Annotated in this window: 17 protein-coding genes; 5 read left to right on the forward strand and 12 right to left on the reverse strand. The window is 36.7% G+C overall.

Features of this window, described 5'->3' with window-relative positions:
* Positions 1-176 precede the first annotated feature (176 nt).
* Entirely contained in the window at positions 177-1646 is a 1470-nt protein-coding gene (locus HUV91_RS08435) for a long-chain fatty acid transporter (RefSeq protein WP_174493115.1), read from the forward strand.
* Between the two features lie 82 nt (positions 1647-1728).
* On the opposite strand, the gene HUV91_RS08440 is transcribed toward HUV91_RS08435, so the two are convergent.
* Positions 1729-2343 (reverse strand): carbonic anhydrase, encoded by a 615-nt coding sequence (locus HUV91_RS08440; RefSeq protein WP_130073018.1) that lies wholly within the window; start codon positions 2341-2343, stop codon positions 1729-1731.
* A 326-nt stretch (positions 2344-2669) separates the two neighbouring features.
* Here HUV91_RS08440 and HUV91_RS08445 point away from each other — a divergent pair, with 326 nt between their 5' ends.
* Together HUV91_RS08445 and HUV91_RS08450 are read left to right on the forward strand one after the other, a co-directional pair.
* Positions 2670-3701 carry an alpha/beta fold hydrolase gene (locus tag HUV91_RS08445; protein WP_174493116.1) on the forward strand — a complete coding sequence of 344 codons (1032 nt, stop codon included), beginning with the start codon at positions 2670-2672 and terminating at the stop codon, positions 3699-3701.
* Positions 3702-3714: 13 nt separating this feature from the next.
* Positions 3715-4725 (forward strand): hypothetical protein, encoded by a 1011-nt coding sequence (locus HUV91_RS08450; RefSeq protein ID WP_174493117.1) that lies wholly within the window; start codon positions 3715-3717, stop codon positions 4723-4725.
* 25 nt (positions 4726-4750) lie between these two features.
* Here HUV91_RS08450 and HUV91_RS08455 read toward each other — a convergent pair whose 3' ends face one another.
* On the reverse strand, positions 4751-6823 hold the full coding sequence (locus HUV91_RS08455) for a TonB-dependent receptor domain-containing protein (RefSeq protein ID WP_130073021.1): 2073 nt from the start codon (positions 6821-6823) through the stop codon (positions 4751-4753).
* A 287-nt stretch (positions 6824-7110) separates the two neighbouring features.
* Positions 7111-7749, reverse strand: coding sequence for a Fe-S biogenesis protein NfuA (gene nfuA / locus HUV91_RS08460; protein ID WP_130073022.1), 639 nt, complete (start codon positions 7747-7749; stop codon positions 7111-7113).
* Positions 7750-7912: 163 nt separating this feature from the next.
* Here nfuA and HUV91_RS08465 point away from each other — a divergent pair, with 163 nt between their 5' ends.
* Entirely contained in the window at positions 7913-8533 is a 621-nt protein-coding gene (locus HUV91_RS08465) for a rhomboid family intramembrane serine protease (protein WP_174493118.1), read from the forward strand.
* 137 nt (positions 8534-8670) lie between these two features.
* Here the strand turns inward: HUV91_RS08465 and HUV91_RS08470 are convergent, their stop codons facing one another.
* From HUV91_RS08470 to HUV91_RS08510, 9 genes are all read right to left on the reverse strand, one after another.
* Positions 8671-9117: a hypothetical protein gene (locus HUV91_RS08470; protein ID WP_174493119.1), complete on the reverse strand. Its 447-nt coding sequence runs from the start codon at positions 9115-9117 to the stop codon at positions 8671-8673.
* Between the two features lie 67 nt (positions 9118-9184).
* Complete coding sequence (locus tag HUV91_RS08475; RefSeq protein ID WP_174493120.1) at positions 9185-9820, reverse strand: hypothetical protein; 636 nt, start codon at positions 9818-9820, stop codon at positions 9185-9187.
* Positions 9821-10081: 261 nt separating this feature from the next.
* Positions 10082-11206, reverse strand: coding sequence for an acyltransferase family protein (locus HUV91_RS08480; protein ID WP_174493121.1), 1125 nt, complete (start codon positions 11204-11206; stop codon positions 10082-10084).
* A 97-nt stretch (positions 11207-11303) separates the two neighbouring features.
* A complete protein-coding gene (pgaD, locus tag HUV91_RS08485; RefSeq protein WP_130073027.1) occupies positions 11304-11714 on the reverse strand; it encodes a poly-beta-1,6-N-acetyl-D-glucosamine biosynthesis protein PgaD in 411 nt (136 codons plus the stop codon).
* Positions 11715-11738: 24 nt separating this feature from the next.
* Positions 11739-13001 (reverse strand): poly-beta-1,6-N-acetyl-D-glucosamine synthase, encoded by a 1263-nt coding sequence (gene pgaC, locus HUV91_RS08490; protein WP_130073028.1) that lies wholly within the window; start codon positions 12999-13001, stop codon positions 11739-11741.
* Positions 13002-13011: 10 nt separating this feature from the next.
* On the reverse strand, positions 13012-15000 hold the full coding sequence (pgaB, locus tag HUV91_RS08495; RefSeq protein ID WP_174493122.1) for a poly-beta-1,6-N-acetyl-D-glucosamine N-deacetylase PgaB: 1989 nt from the start codon (positions 14998-15000) through the stop codon (positions 13012-13014).
* 359 nt (positions 15001-15359) lie between these two features.
* On the reverse strand, positions 15360-15698 hold the full coding sequence (locus tag HUV91_RS08500; protein WP_130073866.1) for an FKBP-type peptidyl-prolyl cis-trans isomerase: 339 nt from the start codon (positions 15696-15698) through the stop codon (positions 15360-15362).
* A gap of 60 nt (positions 15699-15758) precedes the next feature.
* Positions 15759-16289: a YaeQ family protein gene (locus HUV91_RS08505; protein ID WP_130073867.1), complete on the reverse strand. Its 531-nt coding sequence runs from the start codon at positions 16287-16289 to the stop codon at positions 15759-15761.
* Between the two features lie 60 nt (positions 16290-16349).
* Positions 16350-17381, reverse strand: a complete 1032-nt coding sequence (locus HUV91_RS08510; RefSeq protein ID WP_416377009.1) for a CobW family GTP-binding protein — start codon at positions 17379-17381, stop codon at positions 16350-16352.
* A gap of 523 nt (positions 17382-17904) precedes the next feature.
* On the opposite strand from HUV91_RS08510, the gene HUV91_RS08515 reads away from it, so the two are divergent.
* Positions 17905-18135, forward strand: a complete 231-nt coding sequence (locus HUV91_RS08515; protein WP_130073868.1) for a hypothetical protein — start codon at positions 17905-17907, stop codon at positions 18133-18135.
* Positions 18136-18316 lie beyond the last annotated feature (181 nt).

The following is an 18316-nucleotide window of genomic DNA, read 5'->3' on the forward strand; positions in this document are numbered from 1 at the left end:
ACTATACCGTTTACACTTTTTTCACTTTTTCAATTCCTAGAGTATTTACTCTTATTTTTTATATGTTATTTTGTAAAAAGAAGTAAATTTCAAACACTATTTGTAAATTACAAATATTCTAAGTTTTGTTTACAAATGCTTCAAACCATTCATTTTATGGCTAGGGAAAAACTAAAATGAAATTAAAAACGTTAACAACTGCAATTTTATTTGCAACAGTACCTGCAACAAGTGTTTTTGCTGCAGCATTAGATCGATCTGGTCAATCGATGTCTGCTTTTTTACAGCCTAATAACTATTTTGAAGCTGGTATTTCTGTTTTAGACCCAACGGTTGAGGGACGTGAGGCTGGAACAAGTGAAACACGCCGTGATATTGAAGATATGGGTGAGGATTATTATTTTCCATCTGCAGCGTTGAAACTTCAACTTACAGACAATATTTCTTTTGGTCTTTTATATGATCAACCTTTTGGTGCAGATGCGAAATATCATGGAAGTAATATTTTCGTTTCAAATCCAGGAGTAGATACTGTACTACCTCAAAATAAATTAGATGCTTTGGCTGCTGCAGGAAAAGCAAAAGTACAAGCCTATATGCAATCTGATGCAGCGAAACAAGCAATTGGTGGTTTAATGCAACAAGGCTTAAGCCAAGCTGATGCAACACAAGCTGTATTAGCAGAAGCAAGTAAACCTCTTGTTGCTTTGGCAAAAGGTTTAGCTGATGCAAATGCAAATCTAGGTACAGGTAGTACTCAAGTTGAAGTTGATACTCAAAACTTATCCTTAGTTTTTGGTTTCCAACCTACTAAAAATATCAACCTTTATGGTGGTGCTGCTTACCAAACCATTAAAGGTAATGTAAGCCTACGTGGTACAGCATATAGTCTTTATAATGGTTATGATGCATCTATCAAGCAAACAGGTGGTGTAGGTTGGTTAGCGGGTGCTGCATATCAAATTCCTGAAATTGCCTTAAAAGCTTCGGTTACCTATCGTTCAGAAATCGACCATGATGTAAATGCTGTTGAAACACTTTCAGTGGAAAGTGCTTTTGATCGTAATCCTGCAGTTTTAGCAGGTTTAGGAGTAACAAAAGAACAAATCGCTGCCATGAAATCTGATGGTAAGACTAAAATTACCACACCACAATCAGTCAATTTAGATTTACAAACAGGCATCATGGCAGATACCGTTGCTTTTGCTAATATTCGTTGGGTGAATTGGAAAGATTTCTCTATTCAACCTTATAAGTTTGGTAAAGTTTCTGAAGCAATTGGTAGTTTAGTCAATCGTCCAAATGGCTTTAACCTTGTTGAATATTCTGATGATCAATGGTCTGTTAACGCAGGTGTAGGTCGTAAACTCAATGACAAATGGGCAGGTAATGTCTCTGTAGGTTGGGACTCAGGTGCAGGAGACCCTGTCTCTACACTTGGTCCAACAGAAGGCTATTGGAATGTGGGTCTAGGTGTTCAATATAGTCCTACACCTGCAACCTTTATCGCTGGTGGTGTAAAATATTTCTGGTTAGGCGATGCTAAAGCGCAAACAGGTGCTCAAGCAGGCGGTAGCGATTATGTTGCTGAATTCTCAGATAACAATGCCATCGCTTATGGTTTAAAATTAGGTTATAAATTCTAAGAACTTAACTCTATAGAAAATCCCACATCATTGTGGGATTTTTTATTTCGACGCTCAGAATAGACTTAAAGAATTTCTAAACTCAAAAGTCATAAAATAAAACTTCACCTGTTTCAAGTGAATATTCTGCGCCAACAACTTTTAACTTCCCTTTTGCGATCAGACTTTCAAGCACTGCTGAACCATGTCTTAACTGATTTACAGAAGCAAATACATTTGATTTCACGGCATGCATAGATAACTTTTCAAGGTCATCTTTTAATTCAGTTTGCATCAAAATTTCAACAGAAGGACGTACACGATTCACAATCGACATGAGGTTTGCAGAAGGTGGTGTATTCGGATTTTTAAGTGCTTCTATCGTTGAATGAATTGCACCACAATGGCTATGTCCAAGCACAATGACCAAAGGACAACCAAAACTTTCTGCAGCAAACTCCACACTACCTACTTGTGATGGTGCAACAATATTTCCTGCAACACGAATTACAAATAAATCACCAAAACCTTGGTCAAAAACCATCTCCGCAGGAACACGTGAATCTGAACATCCTAAAATAATGGCAAAAGGTTCCTGACTACCTACCATCTCTGTGCGCTGTTGATGTGTTAAAAACTTATTATGGTTTGTTTCACCGTGTGCAAAGCGTTCATTACCCTGTTTCAATCTTTCTAAAGCTTCTTGAGCAGTTAGCATGTGTCATCAGTTCCATTGGGTGAAGATAAAGTTAATTTTAATACTGTCAATTTTGATTGTCACTGACTAAAAATAAACTCTGTTACAATTTAAGTTAAATGTTATTTTTTCATTCAAATACCTTTTTATTGTTTAATTAATCTACACAATATAGAGATAATATGAATAAGTAGACATTTTCAAACTCAAAAAAGTTTATTTAATAAACAAAAACCAATAATAACCAACGTTTTATGCAAAATATACCTACATTTTAAGAAAACTAGGTCATCAAAAAATTGCATTTGCTTTATATAATGGTGAATTGTTTAGAAGGAATCCTATACATGCCACAAACGCCCTCAAAAAAAGTTTTCAAATTTTTTAGTGTAGCACTCATTGCAAGTAGTATGAATTTTGCTTTATCTAGTGTAGGACTCAGTACAAGTTATGCCGCAGCGCATGAAGCAATAGATTACCAAAAAGTATTACAAGAAGAGCGAGCTTGGGCAGGTGTATCGAGTAAAACTTTACGTGTAGGTGATGTGGTTTGGTCATATAGTGAGGGCGGTGACCGTAGCAAACCGACAATTTTACTGATTCATGGTTTGGGTAATAGTCGTGATACTTGGAATGATGTCGCACACGAGTTAACTCGTCATTATCATGTGATAATGCCGGACTTACCTTTTGCAGGCAGCACTCAAGTTCCAACAAATTTTGATATTTCTGTTCCAAATGTTACAGAACAACTGCGCCGTTTTATTGAAGCAGCTCGTATTCAAAATAATTTAAATGTCGTTGGACACTCTCTAGGTGGCTCAATTGCAATGTTCTATGCATCACAATACCCTTTTGATACTCAAAGTTTGTTTTTACTCAGCTCGGGTGGTGTATTTAAAAGCAACAATACCAATTATTTAAAAAATCCGATTTATCTAAAACAATTATTAGTCACACAAGCAGGTGATCTAAATTTTGTCATGAAAAAAGTGATGTATAACCCACCTTTTACGCCAAGCATGATCAATAATGAACGTGAAAAAATGCTGATTTCAAAAGCACAAGATACCAGAAAGGTGATCGATCAAATTGATGCTTTAAACAAGCTCTATACGACAAGTTCATTTGCCACGATGGTGAGAAATATTGAAGCACCTACCTTAATCATGTGGGGCAAACAAGACCAAATTGTCAATGTTGAAGTTGCTCAAGAACTCAAATCTATGATTAAACATAGCCAAACGCCGATCATTTTAGATCGCGTGGGTCATATGCCCTTATTAGAAGCACCTGATAAAGTGGTAGATGCTTATCTGTCTTTTTTAGATAAAGTTCAAGCACAAAAGAGTGCTTTGAATGATCCGAAAATTTTATAAATAAGGCAGTGCTATGAGTCACCCTATGATTGAACAATTGATCGATGCTCAATTGGCATTTTTAGATCAAGAATTTACACAAGTAGATCGTATTCAAATTGAATTTAAAGAATTTTATCTTTGGTTTCGCAAGCAACCATTACAAAACATTTGGCGTTTTGAACAAATTAATCAATTGTTGCAAAAGCAAATTTTAGCAACTCCAGCCAGTGATTTTTTGATTGAGCAAATTGCTGAACATATTCGTTTTGCACTGATCCACCCAAGCAATGATCAAACCTGTATCGAAGATATTATTCCTGTCACAACGATTGATAAAATCGCCCAGTATGTGGCAAGTAAGTCCTCACATCGTAAAGCATTGATTCATAAAGTTGTCAATAATCCTGCATTTTCAATGATGCTCACCCAACTGATTCATCATTCAATCCAAGACTATATGGATAATTCTGTGATGACTAAAAAAGTCCCTGGGGTTGGGCGCTTTATGAAAATGGGCAAATCTGTTTTGGAATCTGTGACTGATACCAATTTAGATGATACCGTAAAGCATTATTTACAAAAAAATATTATTAAGATTAGTCAGTTAAGCGAACAAGTGATTAATCAGCATTTTGATGATGACACGCTCTATCATTTCCAAGCAAATTTATGGCATAAGATCAAGAAGCAGCCTTTAAATGTCATGCGTCATTATGTAGAAGTGAATGATTTACCCAATACAGTCGGTATGGGACATGAAATTTGGGAGCATCTGCGCCAGACTGAATATTTACAGCAACAAGTTCATGATGGTGTTTTTGCTTGGTATGTGCGTAATGCAGAGCGCCCTGTTGATTTATTGCTACGTGATTTAAATATTGATGAAGCCTTGATTGAGAATCAACTTCAAGCATTACTCGAACCTGTCATTCAAAAAATGATTTCTTCTGAGCATTTAAAAACTCGTGCGCGTCTTTATTTAGAAAAGTTTTATTATGCAGATGAAACTTTAGCGATTTTAAATATTGAAAAAGGCGCTTAAGCGCCTTTCTCTTTTTATCATGTTGTTAGAATTTTGCTAAAAAGCTAATTCCATAACGACGACCATCCAGAACTTGATCACCATCAGCATCTTCAGCTTTTTCATCTAAAATATTATAAATACCAAATTTACCTTTTAAGTTTGCTGTAAATTGATAATTAAAACCAACATCTAAAAATTGATATGCAGGTGTCGGTGCTGACATAGAAGCTCGACCTAAATATGACGACGTTTCGCTACGATGATGTAAACGTGTCCAAATGTCTAAAGCATCATTAATAGTATAATCAACTGTCGCATTAAACATATGCTTAGGCACTTGATTTAAAGGCTGCCCTTTTAAATCGCCAGACTTTTGCTCTGTTTCAGTATAAGTATAGTTTGTACTTAAATTCACACCATCGGCAAGTTCAGTGTCAAATGTCGCTTCCACACCTTGCATGGTTGCTTCATCAACATTGATACGTGAACTAATGAAGTTCCATAAACGAACATCACCCGTTGCAGCATCTAAACGACCAAATGGGTCTTTACATGCCCAAGTCGCTGCATTTGTATTACTGCCATTTGGCGAAGAACAGTCTCGAATTTCGGTAATTTTATCTTTAAATTCAGTATAAAATGCCGTCACAGAAGCTTTTGACTGATCGCCTTGCCATGCTGTACCAAACTCATAACTGACAGATTTTTCTGGTTTTAAATCATCATTTCCCATAATAAAGGCACTGCCTTTACCTGTGACAGAATGCACATCACTCGAAGACTGTTTTAAGTCAGGTTGTTTATACCCTGTTGACACTCCACCTTTAAATGTCCAAGCCTCTGTAGGGGTGTAAACACCATATAAACGTGGCGAAAAATTACCATCATAATTTTCATCATGATCATAACGTAATCCAGTCGTCAAATTAAATGTGTCAGTCAGCGCCCATGTATCTTCAGCAAATACGGCGAATGCCCAACGCTCTAACTCTGTTACAGGCATATTTGCATTTTGATTGGTTGCTTTATCGACTAAAGATTCATTTTTAAAATATAAGCCACCAATGAGGTTATGGTCGTTTAATTTCCAATGCCACTGACTATTTGCCAACCAAGTTTCCAGTTCAATCCCACTTAAACCAGTTGAACTGTTACTACGATCTGGATTTTTTGAATTTTCATATTGAATATAAGAATGACTACTTAAATTATCGCCATAATGACCATTATGAGTTAAGCCATAGACTTGGCGATAATTACGTCCATAAGAATCTGCACCTGTACTTACAATGGTTTTACCCGCAGTTGACTCAGACTCTTGTTTCATGAAATTTGCTTCAAATTCAAGATCATGATTGTCATTGAGTAAATATGTAAATCTTGAATTTAAGCTTTCAACATCAGTACTTCTAAAGCCGCCAACATAACGATCTTCATCACGTTTCGACTTACTTAAGCCTAATTGCATGCCTAATTTATTGGCAATAAGCGGACCTGATATATATGCAGAACCATTTTTAATGTCGCCCGATTGGTGATGATCTTGTAGCACAGCACCTAATTCTGCTGTTCCTGACCAATCTGTACTGACCTTTTTGGTAATGATATTTACCACACCACCCATAGCGTCTGTACCATATAAAGTAGATGCAGGACCACGAATGACTTCAATACGTTCAATTTCAGCAATTGGCGGTAAAATGTTTTTTTCAAAACCATAATCATCGCCATTTGGGTTCACATCTTTAGAAAATTGGCGCTTTCCGTTGACCAAAAATAAAGTATAACTTGAGCCCATACCACGAATACTGACCGTTTGTGCTGAACCTGCACCTGAAATTACAACCCCTGGGGTATTTCTGAGTACATCTGTAATATCACTATATTGTCGATTTTCTAATTCTTTACGTGTAATGACCGTCATAGAGGCTGGTGCTTTTGTTTTATCTTGTTTATAGCCAGAAGCCGTTAAAACCACCGTTTCTAATTGCACAGGTTCTGAATTTTTACCCTGAACTTCACTGGAATTTTCTTGTGAACTATTTGCATAGACTTGCCCTGTCATCAGCGAGAGTACCGATATAGAGAGCGCAGATTGGATAATACGGTTTGACATAAAAGGTATTCCAGAATGGTTCAAATACAAAAAAGAGAATAAAAAGTGCAGTTTTCGTGAAGAAGTGTAACAATAATAACTCAAATTACAATAATAATGATAACAATTCTTATTAACTTTATTAAAATCTTGTTTATCTGTTTTAAATTTAAACAATATCTTCTATTTTTTAATATTCATTTAAGTTTTTTAATGTCCAAAATAAAAAACTCATTCATATAAAAATAATCACGTATAAAAAAAGCTTCTCGATTTGAGAAGCTTTTTTAAAATATTTTCAAACAAAATTATTTGAAATATGCACCATCTGCTTGGCTATGGTCAGTTTGATCCACGACACGTGCCAATTCAGGAATATGCTCTTTCAGTGTAGTTTCCACACCTTGTTTTAAAGTCACATCAATTGCTGAACATCCTTGGCAACCACCACCAAACTTCAATACAGCCGTTAAACCGTGTTCTTCATCTTCAACCACTTCAACCAAAGCACAGTTACCACCATGCCCTGCTAAGCCTGGATTAATTTCAGCTTGTAGTACATAAGTAATGCGCTCTTCAATAGAAGCATCTGGTCCAACACGTGGCACTTTAGAGTTTGGTGCACGGAATGTCAGTTGTCCCCCAAAGCGGTCTTTATTGTAGTCAATGACAGCATCTTTTAAATAAGGAATCGATGGTGTATCAATAAATGCAGGAAATTCCGCATATTCTTGACGATAATCGGTTGGAATCACTTCTTCAGGTGCGCTATATGCCATACAACATTCAGCACGTGGCGTGCCTGCATTTTCTACAAATACACGAACGCCAATTCCTGGAGTATTTTGTTTTTCCAATAATTCTTTCAAATACTCTTGTGCAGTTGGCGTAATCAATAAATTTGGAAGTTCTTCTGCAACTGCAGTATTGGTGTTCTCAGTCGACATAACTCTATCCTCAAGCTGAAGTCGGTATTTTAACTGAAGATGAGGACGAATAAATAAAAATCAACTAAAATTGTCGGAATTGATGAAAAACAACATGATTTTTTATCATTTAATGTCATGATTGTTGTTAAATTAATCTTCTAACTTTGTTTAGTGAATACTTATGCTGCATTTACCTTTTAATCATACGATTACCATCATTTTGATTACCGTTATGATTTCCCTGATTGCTTTTTCACAACGTGTTGTGATGGATCGTCTTATTTTTTGGCCGCCTGCGATTCAGCAAAAAGCGCAATATGACCGCTTTATCACGCATGGTTTTATCCATGCCGATGGTATGCATTTATTATTTAACATGTTTACCTTATTCTTTTTTGGCAGCATTATTGAAAGTTTTTATCGACAATATCTTTATGATTTAGGCTTTGTATTATTTTATTTGGGTGCATTGATCTTTGCGATTTTACCGAGTTATTTAAAACATAAAAATGACAGTCGATGGGCAAGTCTTGGTGCTTCAGGTGCTGTGTCTGCGGTGCTGTTTGCTTATATTTTATTTCAACCGTGGAAGCTGATCTTCGTCTTTTTTATTCCTGTACCCGCGATTATTTTTGCAGTGCTGTATGTGGCTTATAGTATTTGGTCAGGTAAAAAAGGCAATTCGAATATCAATCACAGTGCCCATCTATGGGGAGCAGCGTACGGTGTGATTATGACCATCATGATTGAGCCTAAAGTTATTCCTCATTTTTTCAATCAGTTGATGCAATTTCCTTTTTAATTATGATGTCAACATAAACTTAGTAGAAGAAAATTGATCTAAAAAACAGGCATTTTCAGTCAAATTTAAGCATGATAAAAATAAGGACTGCAAATGCCGAACCAGATACTCACAAAATATAGGCTCAGATGTTTACTTTAGATCTTCATTTCATTGCGATGCTCAATACCAAAACGATCAACATGGGTATAAAAAATGCCATATTTACCCACATAATATTCTAAGGACTGCTGTCGATAATTCCAATAAATACACCATTCGCCTAAATCAAACTCACCAATTTGACTGTTGGTTTTAGCGGGCATTTTATTTAAATATTGCTGCTGAATATTTTCTGCTTGTTCAAGGCATACGACGTGTCGTTGCTGTTCAAAAAATAATTTTGCCACATCATCAAATAACACTTGCTCTTCATCATTATATGCCATGGGTTCAACTTTAATTTGGTCTAGCTTCGGTTGCACAGCATCTTTAAAAGGTTTAAATGTTGCGGGTTTGAATTTTGAAATATGCTGTGCAGCAATCATACGATACAGCCAAAAGATCACCACACAGACAATGATCAAAATCAACAGCAATTTCATGCTTAAGTACCTCTAAATTATTTTTATGTCATTTCAATATAAAGTACATGCACATTTATTTATAATTTTATTTAAATGCATCGTACTGAAAGCTTTTCATATTACCTGATTGATAGACAAGCCCTTTATTATTTTCTTTTTTAATTACAATACTTTGACCGATATTTTTATATTTAGCGAGACCTTTTTGATCATCACCAAGGTATATTTTCTTTTGTAAAATAATATTTTGACCTTGTGCAGTCACGGTGACACTGCCCTCATCTGAAGTCATATAAGGAATTTTAGCCGAATAGAGATGTTGTGCATCTGTAAACCACAGTAAGACTAAATCACCGCCCCGTTCATACATATTGTCAAAAACAACGGTCGAAGCATCAACTTGTTGTGCTGTGATGCCAACATAGCCGATCGCATCCACAGCTTGATCATTCAAAAAAAACTGTTTGCCTGAATCGAGCTTTAGCCCATAACTTGAATAATATTGTGAATGATGCGCTTTTTCTATATGGCAAGAATATGTTTTTAATGTGACTTTTCCAACATTTAAATGATATGTTTTAGGCTCAAATACCTCGCTGTCATCTTGTGTACATTCGTGATTAAGTTGAGAACTATATGGCAATGCAGCAAATGTATGATTTGAATCTGCCTGTGTAGCGCTACAGATGAACAAGATACAACTGAGAATATAATTTTTCATTTTAGGTCTTTGATTTAATATTTATAGCATTCACTGAATTATAAAATAGTTTTCTCCCTTTTCTAAAGCCAAATATCAACGTTTAAGACATAACATTACATCCCCCGAAAAAATGACTTTAACAGCGCTAATTGGTACATTTATCTAGTGAGTTGACGTTATCAGGTGAAAGTTATGCGTGAACAATCCATCAACTCTAAACCCATTCAGCAGCAAACTTAAATGTTGTAAATAAAAACATCCTAAGCCTAGAAAACCGTTCTATTTTAAAATGAATTGAGCGAGCTTTTGGCTACTCTGCATTGCCAATTGGTCAACATAGCGGCTATAAAATTCAGCCATCCATAAGGTCACAGCGATGTACAATATCGATGCACACATCACTGCATTTAAATAACTCCAATGCCAATTTAAAAATAGATTGAACAACGGAATACACACCAAATACATCAACACCAAATGCAGTAAATACACAGAAAATGAAACTTTACCGAGCCAGATCAGTATAGGTTGATCTAAAACTTTCGATAATTTAGGATTCATTAAAATACTATAAACAATCAAGATACCCGCAAAGAAATTGCTATATTCATAGGTTCTTTCGCCGATTTGCTGATAGATCCATGCATAAGAAGCACTCGTATTATGCGCACCTGCCAAATATAGACCCAAAATCAATAAAATACTCGCAATGAACAGCGGAATTTGACGACCATAAAAATAAAAATACATACCAATAATAAAACTGGCAATGCCCATACAAAAACCTTCACCTCGCCACCAATATGCTAAAGCTGCCAAAACAACAGAAGCGATGATAAAAAGAGATGTATGTAGCTGTTTAATATAAATTAAAAAAAATAAGGCAAATGAGCCAAATAGCTCAATGGTCATTGTCCACAGCACCCAATTAATGCTACTTTCTGCAAATAGAAAAGAACCTATTGTTCCTTCATAGATTGCTGTTTTAAGTGAAAAATCTTGTGTGACATAGGCTTGTAACCACCCACCGACATGGTGACTATCAATTTTAATACTATTAAATACCGCCCAAATGATTACACAGGAAATCAATGCGGGAATCATTAAACGTGGATAACGTTTAATACACATATTTTTAAGTTTAGTTAAAATCAGTTCAGGCGATTTACATAGTGCATAACTCAATACATAACCACTGAGCACAAAAAAGATAAACACAGCCGCTGTACCTGAATACCAAAAGGCAAAAGGTGAATGATGAATGGCATAGATGAATGAATTATTCGCAATATCATTGGCATCAAACCGATGTAAATAAGGAATAAAACTCAAACTTAAATGCGAAAAAACCACCGCCAAACACGCCAAACCACGAATACTTTCAGCCGAATTTATTTTTTGCACGTGGTCATACTCATAACTATTAGCTTTGCATTCATTGCACTACATCGTCCTTGCATCATAAAAAATCCCACTGGATGTGGGATTTTTTCTTTGAATATTATTGAATAGAAATAATATTTCCATTTACGTCATGATGCACTGTGGTAACTTTTTGTTGTCGACCGACCTCAATGTCTTGCCCTTTTAGCGCAAAATGCTCAGCATAATCAGACAACGATTTTTGTTTCGCTTGCTGCGGTGTTTTTGCAGGAATAAAACGATTCCAAAGTAATAAACTGAGTGCACAGACCATCAGCGCAATCAGACCATGCTGCAAGATCACAGAAAAAGCAGCCATAATATTATGCACAAAATGTGGTTTCTGAATCCCAATCACACCCAGCAGCAGCAATAATGGACGCCATAAAAATAACCATACCGCCCAAAGCATCGCTGTTGACGTGTTGGACAAATAGCGTTTATGCCAAGGTAACTGTTGACGTAAGTCAATAATCAAATCTGATTTCATTTTATCAATACTCTACCAAGACCATTAAGAACGCATCCCACGATCTGGACTGATCCAACGTGCACGCTTGCCACTACCACGGAGCAAAACTTTCGGAAATGCGATAATGCTTGCTGTTAATGTAATTAACCAAAAAACAAAGGGATACCAAATCATCCAATAATAATTCTTGAGCAGATTAGGTTCATACCTACTATCCATCCATTTGCTTAAAGCAAACTGAAGTAAACAGCTTAAACCTAAAAGAATTCCACTGCCATAAGGTAAAAATGGTGAGCTTGCTGTCTGACTCAGACCTGAGATTGGGAAAATAAAATGCAGTAACCAAATCACAGCAACAGCAAGCATGAGATATGACCAAACTAAAGTTAATACCAACTCTAAAATCAGTGGCCACAAATAATTAAGTTTAGGCTTAAAAACAACATCGATGTTTTTAATCAATACCTGTGCACCACCCATTGCCCAACGCAAACGTTGTTTCCATAAGCCTGTTAGAGTTTCAGGCATTAAGATCCAAACTAAAGCATTGGGTTCAAAATGGATATTCCACCCTGCACGTTGTAATTTCCATGTAATATCGATATCTTCGGTTAAAGCATTCGGTGACCAATAACCCACATCATGCACCGCACTTTTACGAAAAGCAGTGATTACGCCTGAGACCGTAAACAAGCGTCCAAAGCTACGCTGCGCGCGTTTAATCAAACCCACAATCGAAGAAAACTCACCGACTTGGATACGCCCAAGTAAAGTGGAACGGGTACGAATTCTTGGATTACCTGTAACAGCAGCAACAGAGTTGTCTGCTAAGAAATGACGTACCATCCACATCGCAGCATGGGGGTCTAATAACGCATCGCCATCAATCCCAATCAAATATTCTGCATCTGTGAGCAAGCTACCCGCTTGCAATGCCATCGCTTTGCCTTGATTTTGTGCCAAATGTACCACACGTAACTTTTCATATTTGGCTGCCAAAGCATCCAAGACTTGTGCAGTATTGTCTGAACTTCCATCATTAATGGCAATCACCTCAAAATGTGGGTAATTTAACTGAAGCGCATGACTTAAAGTTTCTTCTGCATTGTCACCTTCATTAAAGCAAGGGACAAGCACTGCCACTTTAGGATAAGTGGGCAGAGGATTTGGTTGATCATAAGCAGGTTCTTTCTTCTCTTTACGGAAGAAAATCACAGCGCCAATCATCCAAAGATACGACATGAATAATGGATAGAAAAACACAAAATCCAAAGCCATATGCCAAAAATGCTGTAAAAATTTCATATAAATACTATCAAGGAACAAGACGATTGGTTTTTAAACCAAAGGTATCTCGCATAATTTTTGGGTCTGGATGATTTTTGAAAGGATCATCAGGATAATAGGCAATGTGCATTGCACCCTGCTGATATAACGATTTTATCGTATCTGCCATCTCTTGTGCTGGAACTGGCTGATTATTTCTCCAATTCGTCGCTTGTAACTCAAAGACAGTTTTCTTCAAACCCTGTGGATAAGACTTCACCCGTTTGACAAGGTCGTTAAAAAATTTCTCTTTATCTTCAGCCTGCTCCATATAAGGCATTGCCATAATGGCGGTAAAATCATAACGTTTAAGTGACTGTTCTAAAGACTGCGCATACCAATTTTCTGAGTATGCATTTAAAGCCACTTGAGCATAAAGATTACGTGCTGTCACTAAATAAGGATGGTAATAACGGATTTCATCTGCCAACTTCATAGCAAAATCATCAATCGTTTTGGTCTTAAATGCTGTCCATTTTTGCAATTGTGCTTCATCTTGACGTACAGCCTCTAGGTCAGTTGAAATCCCCGCAGCTTTATATGCACTCAGCGCATAATCACTGCTGTCTTCATAATCTGACAGTGTGGTATCGTCATGGAATAAAATACCATTAAAATTGGACGACTTCGCCAAATCTTCATAAATTCCACGAATCACTTCACGCGCTTGAGGTGAATATGGCGACAAACGATGGTAGCCCATATTTAAATGATCAGATGTTTTCGCTTGTTGCGTCACCACCAAATGCTTAGATACCGGATTATTTTCAGGTAATTGCCACGCCAAAAGCGGCATCCATGCATATAAACGGTTCACTTGAGTACGGGACTGAATTTGCCATGCGACCCGATTAAACAAATCTGCACGCATCGGTAAATAGCGATTCGGGAAATATACCATATCTGCTGAACCATCTGCATCTGGATCAGAAAAAGCTTGTAAGTACACTGTGTTGACTTTCATGGCTTGAATACGATCAAGCAAGAGTCCGATATTTTTTTCTTCTTGTGCTGGATCAGGATCGTACAAATAGTCTAAATCGACATGCATAATTTTTTGTGCGCGATTATTATCATTTAAACCCATTTCACGGGTTTTAATATCTGCTAATAAATCTGCACGAGTGGTATCACTTTCGACCAAAATCCGATTCAAATGGCTGAGGGACTGCTTCACATTATTCCCCCCATCATCCAACGTAATGGTGATTGGCATACCCAATTGCTTCGCAATTTCGACTGTTTTCATGTTGTACTGTCCATAAGGCCACACCATCACCCGAGGACTACGAATACCATGTTTTTGTAAAACTTCATTGTTTTTCTTTAGATCGGTATAAATTCGTGTTGCATAAGCTTGATCAGACTCATAACTTTTGCTTTCTGGAGAATACAACCGTGTCGTTGCAGCAGGTTCAGAATTTCCTTGAGGATTGCCCAATATGCCACGGTGCAAATCATAACTGTGGTTACCAATCTCAACATAACCACTGTCTTGCATTTCTTTTAACTCAGCCCACGTCAAAATATCACTGCGTGGAATTTTTTGATCACCAAAACTGACTTGCTGACCTTGCGTCTCAATCCACGAGCCTACAACAGACAATACCACAGGAACCCGTTTTTCTTTCACAATTGGATAAGCATATTTATAAAAGCTTTGGTAACCATCATCGACGGTCAGTAATAAAGGCTTTTTTGGTAATTTATATGAACCTTGATTGGCTTTAATCAATTGGTCTACGCTGATAAAGTGGAAGCCATCTTTCTTTAATGACTGAATCTGCTCGGCAAATTGTGTAGATTTAATCGCATATTGTGGAATCAATGCACGTTCATGATCGGTAATTTCATGATAACCAATGATCGTCAGTAAATTTCGATCAGGTGTATGCATGCCCGCATGGGTAACAGCACTCATAGAAGCAGCCAACAGGGTTAAACATGCAACGATGGGTTTAGAAAAACGATTCAACATAAATTTCCAGCTCATTGATTTTATAGATATTTACTTGAAAATAATTATATTCAACATTTAAAACCTTGAGATATCATTACTTTTCTACTTTATTCGTATAGCAACAACATTTAAGCGATTGAAGCAGAGGTCAAGCAAACATTCTTCATGGGATATTTTATAAAATATAATTCTGAAATGAATATTAAAATGAAAGTTTTGTTTTATTTGCAGATTATGTCCTACACTTAACCACTATAAAGCTCACAATTTTTACGATTTGCTTACTTGTTTTCAACATGCTCAATTTTCTTCGCACCTAATAAAAAAACTCCAAGCGATGCTTAGAGTTTTTATGAACTGCAATACCAATCACACGCTTAGTCACGTGTTTTGACATCATATAATTCAATTTCAAAAATCAAGTTTGAGTTTGCAGGAATGATATTACCCATTTTACGTTCGCCATATGCCAAATGTGACGGCACGATCAATTTACGCTTACCGCCCACTTTCATTCCCATGATTCCTTGATCCCACCCCTTGATCACACGCCCCGTACCGATCACAGTTTCAAAATAGTTACCACGATCAAGTGAAGAGTCAAACTTGGTTCCATCTTCTAACCAGCCCGTATAATGTGTGGTAATTAAAGCACCTTTTACCGCTTCTTTACCTTCACCCACCACTAAATCGATAATCTCTAACTCAGCTGTCATTACTTTGCTCCGCATTTAAATGTTTGATTCAATCTCTATATTCGTTTGATATAACGAAGATTACTGCAACTGTGTCCACTCAATCACAGCTTGGGCAGTGTCACCAATTAAGGTCCATTCACCATCCATTACATTGAGCTGTAATTGCATGGTACGTTGGCAAAGGTGTTGAATTGCCTCAGTGGTTGCTTCAGACAACTGCCAAACATGTACATTAGACAATGTTTTTAATTTTGAACTGCGTTTGTACCATTCGGCAACAGCTGAACCATACGCCACTACAGCCACATTTTTACAACGTGCAGCCGCTTTTTTGACTTTATCTTCATCAGGCAAGCCCACTTCGATCCATTGTACCAACTGCCCTGTCAGGTCTTTTTCCCACAGTGCCGGCTCATCCGTTTCAAATAAATCTTTGGTAAATTCTAAACCTTCATCGGCAAAACGCGCATATGCCAACACACGCACCATGAGACGTTCAATGGTTTCTGAAGGATGCAAAGCCATGGTCAGTTGATAATCACCATATTGATGTACATCCATATTGGCAATATTCAAATCTGCCTTATAAATCGTTGCTTTTAACGCCATGAAAAATCCAAAAATTCAAGTTCTCAACTATGGCGTTAGTCTATAAGATTTTAATAACCTTTACTGCGTTTTTTCGGCTGAATCTATGCGACAGTGCAAAATCGCACTTTCTAAACTTGCCCAATCCCGATCATGTTGCGTAATGACTTCTATTCGATTATCAATATTTTCTGCGCCTGACTTATAGTTGAGTTGCTCAGGATTAAAATTAAAGGTCATCCAACCTTGATTGGTATTAAAAATACCCTTAATCCGTAACCAATTTTCTTGCTCACACAGTACATCTAATAGATCATAAAAATCGAATTGCCAACGTTTGGAAAATTTCCAACCTGCAACAGTATAGCCATTGGAAGATTCAACATAGTGATATGGCAACTGCTTAATTTCAGGCAAATTTTCATCTGCTGAAAATTGTTTTTGTATATGTATCAATGGCATGATTTTACGTTGAATGCCTCGGTGGGGTATATCTATTTGTTCAATTTGAATATTGCCCTGCTCTGCCATGATCCACGTTTGGATGCCAGTCAAATATTCATCTTTTAGATCGCTCAATACACGCTGATCAACCTCAGACATACTGTTTGTATGGGACACCAACACAATTTGCGCTGCTTTGAGCTGATCTTGATACAAATCCTGTGAAATCCAATCGGTATCGTGTAAACGTGAGCCATCAATCACGGTAAGCAAAGCCCGCATATTCACTTGTGACTGCCAATGGGGTTCAGTCAACTGTTCAATAAGCTGCGCAGGATGCCCCAAGCCTGTAGGTTCAATAAATAAACGGTCAGGCTTTTTTTCTTGAATCAACCGTGATAATGCAATTTGCATGGGTAATTGACTCGTACAACACAAACAGCCACCAAGGAGTTCTTTGACTTCATAGCCTTGTGCATTGGGTAATAATTGTTGATCAATCCCAATTTCCCCAAATTCATTCATCAGAATTGCCCATGTTTCATGTTCAGGCTTTTGTGCCAATAATGCCTGTAACAAAGTGGTTTTTCCTGCACCCAAAAAACCAGAAATAATGTGGGTTTTGACTGTGACAGTCGTCATAATTTTCACAGAAGCATACTCAATCATGCATAAAATTTCATTTTCAAGCTTAGTGTAGAGTGTATCGTGTATAGATTCATCGCTGAATATTTTAAAAACCATCTCTTCGTGCTAAGTCAATATTTTTTATCATAAAATAATTGTTTGAATCTTATATATCATGCGCTAAATGCTTTATTTTTATATCTTTTAAATACATATCAACAGCTTATTTTGTGTTATTAGTTTTCCTAAAACCTATTGAATATGGCAGAAATCAGGGACATTTTGTTAAAGCTAAGTAATTTTTTAGACGATATTTTAAGCAACTTGTCATATTTACATACATTTTAAGGGCAAAAAATGCATTATTTTTCACATGAAGTACACAAAAGTTAGCGATTTATGTCTGCTTCGTAACCCAAACTGTTTTCCTTTGTTTAGAAGGTTGCCTAAATTTCATTCAGCACTTAGCATAATTTTCGTTCCCAATGATTGTTGTCACTTACTCAATCTACTCGACAATGTAAAAATCTTGGGAGTTATTTTTAAATGAATAAGGATGCCGAAAATGAAACTCGTTAAAACACTACTTGCAACAACTTTTGCTCTCACTGCTGCAACTGCTTCTTTTGCTGCTACCGAAAAAGCGGCTGATGAAGCTGAAAAAGTCATTGTATCAACACAAGAAGGTGCAACAACTGAAGATGCGTCTGCTGCTGCACAACCATCATCTGAACAGCCAGCAACTGAAAGTGCTGTTGAAGGTTCAGTACCTGCTGCTCCACAAGCAAACCAATAAAATGTGTTGATCTCCCTCAAGATAACAATTTAAGTTAAGTCCGCTTAGCTTTAAAAAAACCAGATCAAGCTGCGATCTGGTTTTTTTGTACTTAAGTATTTTAGTATTGTTCTCACTCATCATTTTCTGCCAATATTTTAATCGATGTACCTTGATCAATGCTTATGATTTAAAATGATCC

It is taken from the genome of Acinetobacter sp. Marseille-Q1623, assembly GCF_902809895.1.
Taxonomy (GTDB): Bacteria; Pseudomonadota; Gammaproteobacteria; order Pseudomonadales; family Moraxellaceae; genus Acinetobacter; species Acinetobacter piscicola_A.